The sequence below is a fragment of the Methanoculleus methanifontis genome (assembly GCF_030464365.1).
Lineage (GTDB): Archaea > Halobacteriota > Methanomicrobia > Methanomicrobiales > Methanoculleaceae > Methanoculleus > Methanoculleus methanifontis.
In genome coordinates this window covers 1-11,866 of the sequence record NZ_VCYI01000005.1, presented here as the reverse complement: position 1 = coordinate 11,866, position 11,866 = coordinate 1, and the positions used below count along the sequence as shown (strand labels likewise).

23 protein-coding genes are annotated in these 11,866 nt (G+C 60.5%); all 23 read left to right on the top strand.

Annotated features, from left to right (window positions below; all coding sequences use genetic code 11):
- Window positions 1-5: 5 nt before the first annotated feature.
- From rpl4p to secY, 23 genes are read left to right on the top strand one after another with little or no spacing between them, the layout of a single operon-like run.
- Complete coding sequence (rpl4p, locus tag FGW20_RS04865; RefSeq protein WP_301676974.1) at window positions 6-755, top strand: 50S ribosomal protein L4; 750 nt, start codon at window positions 6-8, stop codon at window positions 753-755.
- On the top strand, window positions 752-1,000 hold the full coding sequence (locus FGW20_RS04860; RefSeq protein ID WP_301676973.1) for a 50S ribosomal protein L23: 249 nt from the start codon (window positions 752-754) through the stop codon (window positions 998-1,000). Before rpl4p ends, FGW20_RS04860 begins: the two co-directional genes overlap by 4 nt.
- 11 nt (window positions 1,001-1,011) lie before the next feature.
- On the top strand, window positions 1,012-1,731 hold the full coding sequence (locus FGW20_RS04855; RefSeq protein WP_301676972.1) for a 50S ribosomal protein L2: 720 nt from the start codon (window positions 1,012-1,014) through the stop codon (window positions 1,729-1,731).
- 10 nt (window positions 1,732-1,741) lie between these two features.
- On the top strand, window positions 1,742-2,155 hold the full coding sequence (locus tag FGW20_RS04850) for a 30S ribosomal protein S19 (protein ID WP_301676971.1): 414 nt from the start codon (window positions 1,742-1,744) through the stop codon (window positions 2,153-2,155).
- Between the two features lie 5 nt (window positions 2,156-2,160).
- A complete protein-coding gene (locus FGW20_RS04845; RefSeq protein ID WP_301676970.1) occupies window positions 2,161-2,622 on the top strand; it encodes a 50S ribosomal protein L22 in 462 nt (153 codons plus the stop codon).
- Complete coding sequence (locus FGW20_RS04840; protein WP_301676969.1) at window positions 2,622-3,326, top strand: 30S ribosomal protein S3; 705 nt, start codon at window positions 2,622-2,624, stop codon at window positions 3,324-3,326. Before FGW20_RS04845 ends, FGW20_RS04840 begins: the two co-directional genes overlap by 1 nt.
- Window positions 3,327-3,530 (top strand): 50S ribosomal protein L29, encoded by a 204-nt coding sequence (gene rpmC / locus FGW20_RS04835; RefSeq protein ID WP_301676968.1) that lies wholly within the window; start codon window positions 3,327-3,329, stop codon window positions 3,528-3,530.
- Window positions 3,527-3,799 (top strand): ribonuclease P protein component 1, encoded by a 273-nt coding sequence (gene rnp1 / locus FGW20_RS04830; protein WP_301676967.1) that lies wholly within the window; start codon window positions 3,527-3,529, stop codon window positions 3,797-3,799. Before rpmC ends, rnp1 begins: the two co-directional genes overlap by 4 nt.
- A gap of 13 nt (window positions 3,800-3,812) precedes the next feature.
- A complete protein-coding gene (locus FGW20_RS04825) occupies window positions 3,813-4,139 on the top strand; it encodes a 30S ribosomal protein S17 (protein WP_301676966.1) in 327 nt (108 codons plus the stop codon).
- A complete protein-coding gene (gene rpl14p, locus FGW20_RS04820; protein ID WP_301676965.1) occupies window positions 4,136-4,534 on the top strand; it encodes a 50S ribosomal protein L14 in 399 nt (132 codons plus the stop codon). The genes FGW20_RS04825 and rpl14p overlap by 4 nt, the downstream gene beginning before the upstream one ends.
- 12 nt (window positions 4,535-4,546) lie before the next feature.
- The gene (gene rplX / locus FGW20_RS04815) at window positions 4,547-4,912 is read left to right on the top strand and encodes a 50S ribosomal protein L24 (RefSeq protein ID WP_301676964.1); all 366 of its coding nucleotides are present in this window, start codon (window positions 4,547-4,549) and stop codon (window positions 4,910-4,912) included.
- Window positions 4,912-5,640, top strand: coding sequence for a 30S ribosomal protein S4e (locus tag FGW20_RS04810; protein WP_301676963.1), 729 nt, complete (start codon window positions 4,912-4,914; stop codon window positions 5,638-5,640). The genes rplX and FGW20_RS04810 overlap by 1 nt, the downstream gene beginning before the upstream one ends.
- Window positions 5,637-6,140 carry a 50S ribosomal protein L5 gene (locus FGW20_RS04805; protein WP_301676962.1) on the top strand — a complete coding sequence of 168 codons (504 nt, stop codon included), beginning with the start codon at window positions 5,637-5,639 and terminating at the stop codon, window positions 6,138-6,140. The genes FGW20_RS04810 and FGW20_RS04805 overlap by 4 nt, the downstream gene beginning before the upstream one ends.
- Before the next feature lie 3 nt (window positions 6,141-6,143).
- The gene (locus FGW20_RS04800) at window positions 6,144-6,323 is read left to right on the top strand and encodes a 30S ribosomal protein S14 (protein WP_048180222.1); all 180 of its coding nucleotides are present in this window, start codon (window positions 6,144-6,146) and stop codon (window positions 6,321-6,323) included.
- Window positions 6,324-6,334: 11 nt separating this feature from the next.
- Window positions 6,335-6,727 (top strand): 30S ribosomal protein S8, encoded by a 393-nt coding sequence (locus FGW20_RS04795; protein WP_301676961.1) that lies wholly within the window; start codon window positions 6,335-6,337, stop codon window positions 6,725-6,727.
- Window positions 6,728-6,741: 14 nt separating this feature from the next.
- Window positions 6,742-7,266: a 50S ribosomal protein L6 gene (locus FGW20_RS04790; RefSeq protein WP_301676960.1), complete on the top strand. Its 525-nt coding sequence runs from the start codon at window positions 6,742-6,744 to the stop codon at window positions 7,264-7,266.
- Window positions 7,267-7,271: 5 nt separating this feature from the next.
- Window positions 7,272-7,709 carry a 50S ribosomal protein L32e gene (locus FGW20_RS04785; protein ID WP_301676959.1) on the top strand — a complete coding sequence of 146 codons (438 nt, stop codon included), beginning with the start codon at window positions 7,272-7,274 and terminating at the stop codon, window positions 7,707-7,709.
- On the top strand, window positions 7,702-8,154 hold the full coding sequence (locus FGW20_RS04780; protein WP_301676958.1) for a 50S ribosomal protein L19e: 453 nt from the start codon (window positions 7,702-7,704) through the stop codon (window positions 8,152-8,154). The genes FGW20_RS04785 and FGW20_RS04780 overlap by 8 nt, the downstream gene beginning before the upstream one ends.
- Complete coding sequence (locus tag FGW20_RS04775; RefSeq protein WP_301676957.1) at window positions 8,154-8,681, top strand: 50S ribosomal protein L18; 528 nt, start codon at window positions 8,154-8,156, stop codon at window positions 8,679-8,681. Before FGW20_RS04780 ends, FGW20_RS04775 begins: the two co-directional genes overlap by 1 nt.
- 1 nt (window position 8,682) lies before the next feature.
- On the top strand, window positions 8,683-9,300 hold the full coding sequence (locus tag FGW20_RS04770; RefSeq protein WP_301676956.1) for a 30S ribosomal protein S5: 618 nt from the start codon (window positions 8,683-8,685) through the stop codon (window positions 9,298-9,300).
- A complete protein-coding gene (locus FGW20_RS04765) occupies window positions 9,300-9,761 on the top strand; it encodes a 50S ribosomal protein L30 (protein WP_301676955.1) in 462 nt (153 codons plus the stop codon). Before FGW20_RS04770 ends, FGW20_RS04765 begins: the two co-directional genes overlap by 1 nt.
- Window positions 9,762-9,766: 5 nt before the next feature.
- Window positions 9,767-10,192 (top strand): uL15m family ribosomal protein, encoded by a 426-nt coding sequence (locus tag FGW20_RS04760; RefSeq protein WP_301676954.1) that lies wholly within the window; start codon window positions 9,767-9,769, stop codon window positions 10,190-10,192.
- 21 nt (window positions 10,193-10,213) lie between these two features.
- A complete protein-coding gene (gene secY / locus FGW20_RS04755; protein WP_301676952.1) occupies window positions 10,214-11,647 on the top strand; it encodes a preprotein translocase subunit SecY in 1,434 nt (477 codons plus the stop codon).
- Window positions 11,648-11,866 lie beyond the last annotated feature (219 nt).

The window sequence follows — 11,866 nt, the reverse complement described above, 5'->3', positions numbered from 1 at the left end:
CAGCGATGAAGGCACAGGTTCGAACACTGACGGGCGAGATCGCCCACGAGATCGATCTCCCGGAGATCTTTAAAGAAGAATACAGACCCGACCTGATTAAGCGGGCAGTCCTCGCGCTCCAGAGCACCCGGTTCCAGCCGCACGGGACAAACCCCTACGCGGGCATGCGGACCTCGGCAGAGTCCTGGGGCAGCGGCCGCGGTGTCGCCCAGGTTCCCCGCCTGAAGAACGGCAGCAAGGTGGCCAGGGTTCCGCAGGCAACCGGCGGGCGTGCAGCGCACCCCCCGAAGGTCGAGAAGATCCTCGTCAAAGAGATCAACAGAAAGGAGAAGCGCAAAGCTCTCCGGTCCGCCGTCGCCGCCAGCACGTACCCTGACCTCGTCAGGGAACGCGGGCACCTCTTCGAGGGCGACCTCCCGCTGGTCTGCGAAGACCAGTTTGAGGGGATCACCCGTACGGGCGACGTCATCACGGCGCTCACCGCGCTTGGTGTCTATGCCGACGTCGAGCGGGCGAAGGGCAGCCGGAAGGTCCGTGCAGGGCGGGGCACCATGCGTGGCCGCCGCTACAAGCAGCGCAAGAGCGTTCTCATCGTCACCGGCGGCGAACCGCTCCGGGCGGCCCGGAACCTTGCGGGCGTCGACGCCGTGACGGTCGGCCAGCTCAACACCGAGCTGCTGGCCCCCGGCACGCAGGCTGGGCGCCTGACGGTCTGGACGGAATCTGCAATCAAGAGACTGGAGGAGTTCTCATGATACTGAAACACCCGTTCGTTACTGAAAAAGCAACGATGATGCTCGAAGGCGAGAGCAAGCTCCAGTTTATCGTACAGAGGAATGCCACCAAGCAGGACATCAAGCGCGAACTGGAATCGTCTTTCGAGCAGGAAGTGGCCAACGTCCGTACGATGATGACCATGAAGGGCGAGAAGAAGGCCATTGTAACGTTTGCGGACGAGAAGGCGGCTGAAGAGATTCTCAGCCGACTGGGAATCATGTAAGGTGAGTGACGATGGGACACAGAATCATAGCACAGAACCGTGGAAAAGGCGGCCCAACCTACCGTGCACCGTCGCACCGGTATAAGGCAGCACTGCGACATGCAGGAAAGACCGACGTCCTGGTTTCCGGGAGCGTCGTCGACATCGAGCACGACCCGGCCCGCCACGCACCGGTCGCTCTCGCCAGACTTGAGAGCGGCGAGAAGGTCTACGTCCTCGCCACCGAAGGGCTCGGTGTCGGGGATGCGGTCTCCTGGGGCACGGGGGGCGCGGTGAAGAACGGCAACACCCTGCCGCTCCGGGAGATCCCGGTCGGCGCATACGTCTGTAACGTCGAAGCCAAGCCCAACGACGGCGGTAAATTCGTCCGTTCGAGCGGTGTCCAGGCTCTCGTCATCGGCAAGGCCGACGACGGCAGGGTCGGCGTTCGGATGCCGAGCGGCAAGAACAAGTGGTTCAACGGTGCCTGCATGGCAACCGTTGGTATCGTTGCCGGCGGCGGACGGGGCGAAAAACCGTTCGTCAAGGCAGGAAAGAAGCACTTCCACGTCAGGTCCTCTGCCGAGAAATGGCCTCGCGTCAAGGGTGTCTGCATGAACGTCATCGACCACCCGTTCGGTGGCGGTGGACACCAGCACTGCGGACGCCCCAAGACCGTCGCCCGTGGCACGTCCCCGGGGAGGAAGGTCGGGAATGTTGCCGCCCGGAGAACCGGCAAGTGGAAGAAGTGAGGGGTGAAGCATGGCAAAGAAGACACAGAAGAGAATGCCGCGGCGCCGCGAGGAGTTCACCTATCGCGGCTACTCCGTTGCGGACCTGCAGCAGATGGCTCTCTCCGAGCTGCTGCCGCTCATGCCGGCAAGGGCACGCAGGAAGTTTGACCGGGGCCTCTCCCGGGAGCACGAGAAACTCCTCGCCGATCTCAGGTCCGGGGATGAGAAGATCCGCACTCACCTGCGCGACATGATCATCATGCCCGAGATGGTGGGGAGAACCATCGAGATCCACAACGGCAAGGAGTTCCAGAAGGTGGAGATCCAGCCCGAGGCGGTCTTCCACTATCTTGGGGAGTTTGCACTGACCCGCAGGAGGATCGCTCACGGTAGCGCCGGTATCGGTGCAACCCGGTCGAGTAAATACGTACCGCTGAAGTGATGGATATGGCAAGAACAGGTTATTCAGCAAGGATTGAGGGCGAGAACGTCGCTCGCGCAAAAGCGAACGAACTTCCCGTCTCTCCCAAGCACTCGATCGAGATTGCCAGGTTCATCAAGAACATGACTACCACCGAAGCAAAGGCATACCTTGCCGACGTGGTGGAACTGAAGAAGGCCATCCCCTTCAAGCGGTTCAACCGGAACGTCGCTCACAAGCGGGGGCTCTCGAAGTGGCCCGCCGGCCGGTACCCGGTCAAGGCGGCAGAGGCCTACCTCAAACTGCTTGAATCCGTTGAGAAGAACGCCGAATACATCGGCCTTGATGTCGAAAATCTCCGGATCGACCACGCCGCAGCCAACGCCGGCCGTGGCCTCCGGGCGTTCTTCCCGCGTGCGATGGGTCGCGCTACTCCAAAGCGCAGGGAGACCGTGAACATCGAGATCGTCGTGACCGAGGTGGCGTAATGGCAATCGAGAAGAAGTTTATCACTGACGGCGTACGCAACGTCCGCGTCGAGAAGTTCCTCACGAAGGAACTCAAGCGGGCAGGATACGGCGGCATGGATATCGCCAGGACGCCGCTCGGCACCCAGGTGACGATCTTTGCGGAGAAGCCCGGTATTGTGATCGGGAAGGGCGGCAAGCAGGTTCGCCAGTTGACGCAGGACCTTGCCACCGACTACGATATCGAGTCCCCGCAGGTGGAAGTCCAGCAGGTCCAGAACCCCAACTTCAGCGCCCAGATCATGGCGGAGAGGTTGGCAAACGCTCTCGAGCGCGGTTGGTACTTCCGGAAGGCCGGATCGAGCACGATCCGCCGGATCATGGAGTCCGGTGCGCTCGGTTGCGAGGTCATCGTCGCCGGGAAACTGACCGGCGCGCGGTCACGGACGCAGAAGTTCACCGCGGGCTACATCAAGCACTGCGGCGAACCCAGTGAGACGATCGTCGAGAAGGGCTACGCGCTTGCGGTCAAGAAGCTCGGAACCATCGGAGTTCAGGTCAAGATCGTCCCGCCGGATGCACGGCTGCCAGATGCTTTCGATGTCCTCGAACCCGAACCAAAGCAGGTTCCGGCGGAACCCGTCGAGCCCGAAGAAGTCGGTGAAGACGTATTCGAGGAAGAGTTCGAGGAGACCTCCGGCAAGGAGTACGAGGAGGAGAGCTAGATGGCAATCTTTCGCGCACATGAAGTGAAGCAACTCTCCGACACCGAACTCCTCGAGCAGGAGCAGAAACTCTCTCTTGAACTGATTCAGGAGCGCGGCAAGGTCAGCGCCGGCGGTGCCACCGAGAACCCCGGAAGGATCCGGGAGGTCAGGAGGACGATTGCGCGCATCCGAACCGAGAAGAATTCACGGAGGAACGCATGATCTCTCCCCAGAACGTCCTTCGCCATGAGTTGATCGGGCTGGACGTTCTGGTGGTCCGTGCGAGCAACCCGGGTCATGCCGGGGTATCCGGTCGCGTCACTGATGAGACCCGGAATACCCTGGTCATCCTGACCGGGCGGGGAGAAAAGCAGATACCAAAACGGTTCAGCGTGTTCCGCTTCCGGCTCCCCGACGGCACGACCGTCGACGTCGACGGGTCGAGCCTGGAGATACAGCCGGAACGGCGGATCGGCATGCGCATCAGATAAACGAGGATGAATAATGGCACGAAACATTGGGTTGGACGTCCCTATTCCGGAATCGGAATGTGAGGACGCAAATTGTCCGTTTCACGGCACTTTGCCGGTACGCGGCCAGGTGATTACCGGCAAAGTCGTGAGCGCCCGTATGAACGGTACTGTCGTTGTGGAGCGTGAGTTCCTCCACTACGTCAAGAAATACAAGCGGTACGAGAAACGCAGATCCCGGTACCATGCCCACAGCACGCCCTGCATCAACGCCGGCGTGGGTGACGTGGTCAGGATTGCGGAGTGCCGTCCGCTTTCAAAGACAACGAACTTTGTTGTGGTCGAGGTGATGCAGGAATGAAGGCGATGCAGGCAAAGATTCCGCGCGCCCTCGCCACCGGCTCCAGGATGGTCTGCTCCGACAACACCGGGGCACGGCTTGTGGAGGTCGTCTCGGTCGACTATTATCATGGTGTCCGGCGGCGGCAGCCCTGCCTGGGCCTCGGCGACATCGCGACCGTGAGCGTCAAGAAGGGCACCCCCGACATGCGGCGGAAACTCGAAAAGGCGGTGGTCATCCGGCAGAAGAAGGAGATCCGCCGCCCGAACGGTATCCGTCTCTCGTTCGAGGACAACGCCATGGTGCTCGTCAACGAGCGCGGCGAGCCGAAGGGAACCGAGATCAAGGGGGCTGTGCCCCGCGAGATCGCGGAACGTTTCCCGAAGATCGCCTCGATGGCGACGACAATCGTGTAAGGTGTGGTAAGAATGGTACGCATAGTTAGCAAACAGCCGAGAAAACAGCGCAAGGCGCGTTACAACGCACCGAACCACACCCGGGGCCGTTTCCTCTCCGCATCACTCTCCCCTGAACTCCGCGGGAAGTACAACATCCGGAGAACCCGTGTGGTCAAGGGCGACACCGTGAAAGTGCTCCGTGGAGACTTTACCGGCGATGAAGGCGTCGTCGATGCGGTTGACATGAAGACGTGCCGGCTGGTCGTGCACGGCGTGATGGTGACGAAGGCGGATGGAACCGAGGTTCCCCGGCCGGTCGATCCCTCGAACGTGCAGATCACGAAGCTCAACCTGAAAGACAAACTACGTGAGGAGAGGCTCGGAGGCGGAGCATAATGTCCAAATATCTCAAGCGGCTGGTAGCGCCAGGCTCCTGGCACATCCCGAAGAAAGTACAGAAATTCGTCATGAAGACCGCTCCCGGCCCCCACAACGCCGACGCTCTGCCGATCGGTGTCTGGCTCCGCGAGCATGTCGGGCTTGCACAGAACGCGAGCGAAGTTAAAAAAGTCCTGCACCAGCGGGACGTGCTCGTCAACGGACGGGCCTGCAAAGACCCGCGGATGGGCCTTGGTGTCTTTGACATCGTCTCGATCCCGAAGCTCGGGAAGCACTACCGCATCCAGTTCGACGTGCGGGGCAACCTGAGCGCCGTCGAGATCCCGGCGGAGTCCGCAAAGACCCGGCTCTGCAAGATCCGGAACAAGACCACGGTCAAGGGCGGCAAAGTGCAGCTGAACCTTGCGTTCGGTGCAAACATCCTCGCCGACAACACCTACAAGGCAAAGGACTCCGTCGTCGTGACCCTCGGGATAGACGGCGAAGAGCGGTTCAGGATCGTCGACCACTTCCCCTTCGCGGAAGGCAACGTGGCCATGATCGTCGGCGGTAAGCACTCCGGCAAGGTCGCGAGAATCATCGAGATCACCAGGACGGCAAGTTCCGTCCCGAACCGTGTCATCCTTGCGGACGACTCGGCCGGCGAGCGGTTCGAGACCATCGAGGAGTACGTCTTCATGGTCGGCCGCTCCGCGATAGCACCCGAACTGGAGGTCTCGGCATGACCGCGATGAAGGATATCTACATCGACAAGGTTGTCGTGCATATGGGTGTCGGGGAGAGCGGTGAGCGGCTGGTCAAGGCAGAGGATCTCGTAAAACAGATCACCGGCCAGAAGCCCGTCCGCACCATCGCGAAGCGAACCCAGCCGGCGTTCGGTATCCGGAAGGGCGCACCCATCGGGTGCAAGGTCACCCTGCGCCGGGAGAACGCCGAGAAGTTCATCACGACCGCTCTCGACATCATTGAGCGGCAGCTTTCACCCTCGCAGTTCGACCGGACCGGGAACGTTTCCTTCGGTATCGAGGAGCACACCGATTTCCCGGGCATGTCGTACGATCCGACAATCGGGATCTACGGCATGGACGTCAACTTGGTGCTCGAGTACAAGGGCGTGCGGATTGCAAGAAGAAGCGTCGAGCGCAGGAAACTGCCGGCCGACCAGAAAGTGAACAAAGAGGAAGCCATCGCGTTCATGCGCGAGCGCTACCAGGTGGAGGTGTAAGGCATGGCGGAAGAGTCAGGAGCGCCTGCAACGGGTGAGAACGTACGGAAGTTCGGCCGCGGCGCGAACGAGTGCCGCATCTGTGGCCGGAAGCAGGGCCTTGTACGGAAGTACGGCATCTACTTCTGCCGCCAGTGCTTCCGCGAGTGGGCGAGCAAGATGGGCTTCAAGAAGATGAACTAGGGGTAGAGAACATGGCACGACTGAATCCAATCGCTGACGCGCTGAGCACAATCAAGAATGCCGGAGACGCTGGCAAGAGCGAGGTTATTGTAGAACCCGCCAGCAAACTTCTCGGCGCAATGCTCCGCGTCATGCAGGAAAACAGCTTTATCAGCGGCTTCGAGTTCATCGACGACGGCCGCGGCGGCCAGTTTCGGGTCCAACTCTCCGGAACGATCAATAAGTGTGGCGCCATCAGCCCCCGGTTCCCGGTGAAGATGGCTGATATGGAATACTGGGAGTCGCAGTACCTTCCCGCGAAGAACTTCGGCATCCTGATCGTCTCCTCCTCAAAGGGAGTCATCTCCCATGCAGAGGCACGGGACGCGGGGATCGGCGGGCAGCTGCTGGGCTACGTCTACTAAGGAGGGAGATGAGTATGGCAATAACACGACAGGTCGAGATCCCTCCCGGCGTTGACGTCACGCTCGACGGCGGTGTGCTTACGGTCTCCGGGCCGAAGGGCACGCTGGTCCGCGACATGCGCTTCCCGCAGATCGACCTCAAGGTCGAAGGCGGTGAAGTCGTCGTCTCCACGGCATCCGACAAGAAGCGGATCCTTGCCATGACCGGCACGTTCGAGGCTCATGCAAAGAACATGATCCGGGGCGTCGTCGACGGCTACGAGTACCGGATGAAGGTGGTCTACAGCCATTTCCCGATCCAGATCAAGCAGCAGGGTAACCGCCTCGAGATCACCAACTTCCTCGGCGAGAAACAGCCCCGGATCGCAAAGATCATCGAGGGTGTCACCGTCAAGATTGGAAACGACGAGGTTACTCTCACCGGTATCGACAAGGAGAAGGTGGGCAACACGGCCGCAAACATAGAGCACGCGACAAGGATCACGAAACGCGATCCCCGGGTGTTCCAGGACGGCATTTACATCACCGAGAGGGCGTGAAAACAATGGACGAAACAAGAAGACTGATCCGCGTCCGCACCCGGCACAACAAGCCTGCCTTCAAGAGGCGGGGCCTTCACCGCAAAGCGAAACTGGCAGATGTCTGGCGGCGTCCGCGCGGTCTGCAGAGCAAGCAGAGGCGGCAGTTCAGGGCGAAGGGTGCCCTCCCCCGGCCGGGATACGGCAGCCCTGCCGCAGTTCGCGGCATGCACCCGAGCGGGTATGCTGAGGTACGGGTCTTTACACCGACGGATCTCGTGGATCTGAACCCGGAAACCCAGGCTATCCGGATCGCGGGTTCCGTAGGCAACAGGAAGCGTGGAGCGATTCAGGAGCGGGCACTGGAACTCGGGCTCAAAGTCCTGAACGCAAAAGACCTCACCCCTGCGGCTGAGGCACCTGCCGCAGCCGAAGAAGAAGAAGAGGTGAATGAGGATGAGTGATCTCGCCAGCCAGAAGCGAATGGCGGCCGCCATTCTCAAGTGCGGGATTAACCGTGTCTGGTTCGATCCCGAGCGTCAGGCCGATATCGAGGCAGCGATCTCAAGAAACGACCTGCGCGACCTTATCGGGGAAGGTGCGATCAGCGCGCACCCCGTGAAGGGGAACAGCCGCGGTCGGGCTCGCGTAAGGATGGCAAAGCGTTCCTACGGTCACCGGAAAGGTCCGGGTCGGAGGAAGGGTGCCGGCGGAGCCCGGAACGCCAGCAAGCGGACCTGGATCCGCAAGATTCGGGCACAGCGTCGCACTCTGCGCGAGATGCGCGAAGAAGGTACAATCGACCGGAGTCTCTACCGCCTGATGTATCGGCGGGCTTCCGGAGGCCAGTTCCGGAGCGTGTCGCACCTTGAGGCTCAGATTGAGATAACGGCAGGGAGGATGAAATAATGGCAACCGGCCCAAGATACTTTGTGCCCTTCCGGAGAAGGCACGAGGGCAAAACTGACTACTACAAGCGGATGTCGCTCCTGTCGTCGGGAACGCCGAGAATGGTCGTCCGGAAGACGAACCGGCAGGTCATCGTACAACTGGTCGTTCCCGAGGTCAAAGGGGATCGCACCCTGGTGGCTGCATACTCGGCTGAACTCGCCGACTACGGCTACGAGGGATCGACTGCGAGCACCCCGGCCGCCTACCTGACCGGGATGCTCTTCGCGGTCAAGGCGCTGAACGAGGGGTATGACGAGGCAATCCTCGACATCGGGCTTGCCCGGGCGAAACCCGGAGCGCGCGTCTTTGCCGCCCTCAAGGGAGCGGTGGATGCGGGTCTCGACGTCCCCTACGGCGAACCGATCCTCCCCGATGAAGAACGGCTCAAAGGTGCCCACATCGCGGAGTATGCTCCCGAACGGGCGGGCAACCTGGTAGCGAATGTAGAGGCTGTGGCTCAGGCCATCAAGAAGGAGCTGGTGTGACATGGCATACGTACAGGAAGAATGGATTCCGCTCACCGGTCTCGGGCGCATGGTCGCCGCAGGCGAGATCACCAATATCGATGAAGTGCTCGCGAGCGGCAGGCCGATCAAGGAGCCCCAGATCGTCGATCTCCTTCTGCCCGACCTGGAGGACGAGGTGCTGGACATCAACATGGTTCAGCGGATGACGGACTCAGGCCGCCGTGTGAAGTTCCGCACCGTCGTGGTGGTCGGCAACAGAAACGGCTACGTCGGGTTCGGCCAGGGGAAAGACGTCCAGGTGGGCAACGCGATCCAGAAGGCAATCGTAAACGCAAAATTGAATCTGATCAAGGTCTCCCGCGGTTGCGGGAGCTGGGAATGCGGTTGCGAGACCGCCCACTCGATCCCGATCGAGGTGACCGGCAAGGCGGGCAGTGTCAAGGTGACGCTGAAGCCCGCCCCGCAGGGTATCGGTCTTGTGACCGGAGATATCCCGAAGAAAGTCCTGACACTTGCAGGCATCAAGGATGTCTGGGCGTTCAACCGGGGACAGACCCGGACGACCATTAACTATGCAAAGGCGACGTTTGAGGCGCTCAAGCAGACGAACATGGTTCGGATCGGAGGGACGGAGTGATGTACGCGGTAGTACAGGTGCGCGGCGTGGTCAAGACCAACCGCGAGATCAAGGACACCTTGAAGATGCTCCGCCTGCACCACGTGAACCACTGCGTCATCGTGCCCGATACCCCCGCGTACCTGGGCATGATCCGCAAGGTGAAGGACTTCGTGGCGTATGGAGAGGTTGACGCCGGCACTCTGGCCACCCTCCTGCGTACCCGGGGCAGACTGACCGGGGACGAGAAGCTGACCGACGAGTACGTCCGCGCGCGTACTCCGTATGGCGACATCGACGAGTTTGCGGCAGCGCTCTGTAACGGCGAGACGAACTTCCGTGATCTGGTGGAGATTAAACCGGTGCTGAGACTGCACCCCCCACGAAAGGGCTATAAAACCATCAAGCGAACCTTTCAGCAGGGTGGAGCTCTCGGCTACTACGGCCCCCAGATCAACGATCTCCTCTACAAGATGAGGTGAGACTGATGCCCGTAAACAAAAGATCCAAATACAGGGGTTCACGAACCTGCGGCGGCGGTACGCACAAGAACCGGCGTGGCGCCGGCAACAGGGGTGGACGGGGTAGAGCCGGGCAGCGCGATCACCGCTTCTCTCACTTCTACCTGAAGGGCGAGATAGCCAACGGTAAGCACGGTTTTATCAACAAGACCTCCGTGCCGGTATCTGCTCTCGATGTCGGTGAGATCGACCAGATGGCCGAAGCGCTGCTTCGTGAAGGGCTTGCCACGCAAGAGGGCGATATCATCGCCCTCGACGCCGCTGAACTCGGCATCGAGAAGGTGCTCGGCGGTGGAAGAGTCACCCACAAAATGAGTATCTCTGCCCGGGAGTTCTCGGAACGCGCCCGGGCGAAAATTGAGGAGATGGGCGGTCAGGCAACGACCGTCTGATCTTCTTTTCCAGGTGAAATTATGGGAGATCTGCTGGATAGATTTGAACCCATCCTTGCAGCGATGCCTGCAGTCAGGGGGCCGGAGGGGCACGTCCACTTCAAGAATAAACTCATGTGGACGCTTGCGATTCTGCTCCTCTATTTTGCACTGACCAACATCAATATCTTCGGGCTCTCTCCTGAGTCGCAGGATATTTTCGGACTATGGCGTGCCCTGCTTGCTGGTGCGAGCGGTTCGCTCCTGCATCTTGGTATCGGGCCGATCGTCACCGCGTCAATCGTGTTGCAGCTGCTCAAGGGTGCCGGACTCCTGCAGATCGATACCAGTGAAGCACGCGGGCAGGTCATATACATGGGCCTGCAGAAACTGCTCATCTTCGTGATGATCGTCGTTGAAGCGTTCCCCATGGTCGCGAGCGGGATGATGATGCCCGACGCAACGGTGGCCGCGCAGTTCTTCGGCGGAAACGCGTTCACGGTCGCGCTCCTGATCTTCCTCCAGGTCTGCCTCGGCGGTTTGCTGGTGGTGATGATGGATGAGGTCGTCACCAAGTGGGGTGTCGGTTCAGGCGTGGGGCTCTTCATCGTTGCAGGAGTCTCGCAGGGTCTCGTGAACGGGTTCCTGAACTGGCAGACGGGCACCGATCCCTTCCCGATCGGGTTCTTCCCGCGGCTGTTCGCCATCGGCACCTCGGGAGCGAACTTCCTCGAGTACTTCGGCACGGATCTCCTGGCACTGATCACGACGATAGCGATCTTCATGATCATCGTCTACGTGGAGTCGACCCGTATTGAGATCCCGCTTGCGCACACCGCCGTTCGCGGCGCCCGTGCGCGATTCCCGGTGAAGCTCATCTATGCGAGCGTTCTGCCGATGATCCTCGTCCGGGTGCTGCAGGCGAACATCCAGATGATCGGGATGTTCCTCTCGAACGCCGGGATAACCATCTTCGGCGAGTTCCAGGGGCAGATGCCGGTAAACGGCCTGATGTGGTACATCGCGCCCATCAACCAGCCGCAGGACTGGATGTGGTGGCTTTCCGAGCTTGGGCACGCTCCATGGGAGATCATGCTGCGTATGGGCATTGATATCACCGTCATGGTGGTCGGAGGCGCAATCTTCGCGCTCTTCTGGGTCAAGACCGCGGGTCTCGACTCGAAGGACGTGGCCCGGCAGATCCAGAGAAGTGGGATGCAGATCCCCGGCTATCGGCGGAGTGAGCAGGTGCTTGTGAAGTACCTCGACCGTTACATCCCGAGGATCACCGTCATCGGCGGTGTGTTCATCGGCCTTCTCTCGGTCGTCGCGAACCTCTTCGGTGTGATAGGCGCGGTCGGGGGGACGGGTCTGCTGCTTGCGGTGAGTATCACCTACCGCCTCTACGAGGAGGTTGCAAGCCAGCAGATCATGGAGATGTACCCGTTCATGCGCGGGTTCTTTGGGAAAGAGTAAGTTCGGAGGCCTGACCCGGAGGTCAGGCCGGAGAAGTTACTCTTGGAGAAAAAGGTGCCTCAGCACCTTTTTCGACTAAGAATGGGTTGGGTCTGACCCGGAGGTCAGGCCGGAGAAGTTACTCTTGGAGAAAAAGGTGCCTCAGCACCTTTTTCGACTAAGAATGGGTTGGGTCTGACCCGGAGGTCAGGCCGGAGAAGTTACTCTTGGAGAAAAAGG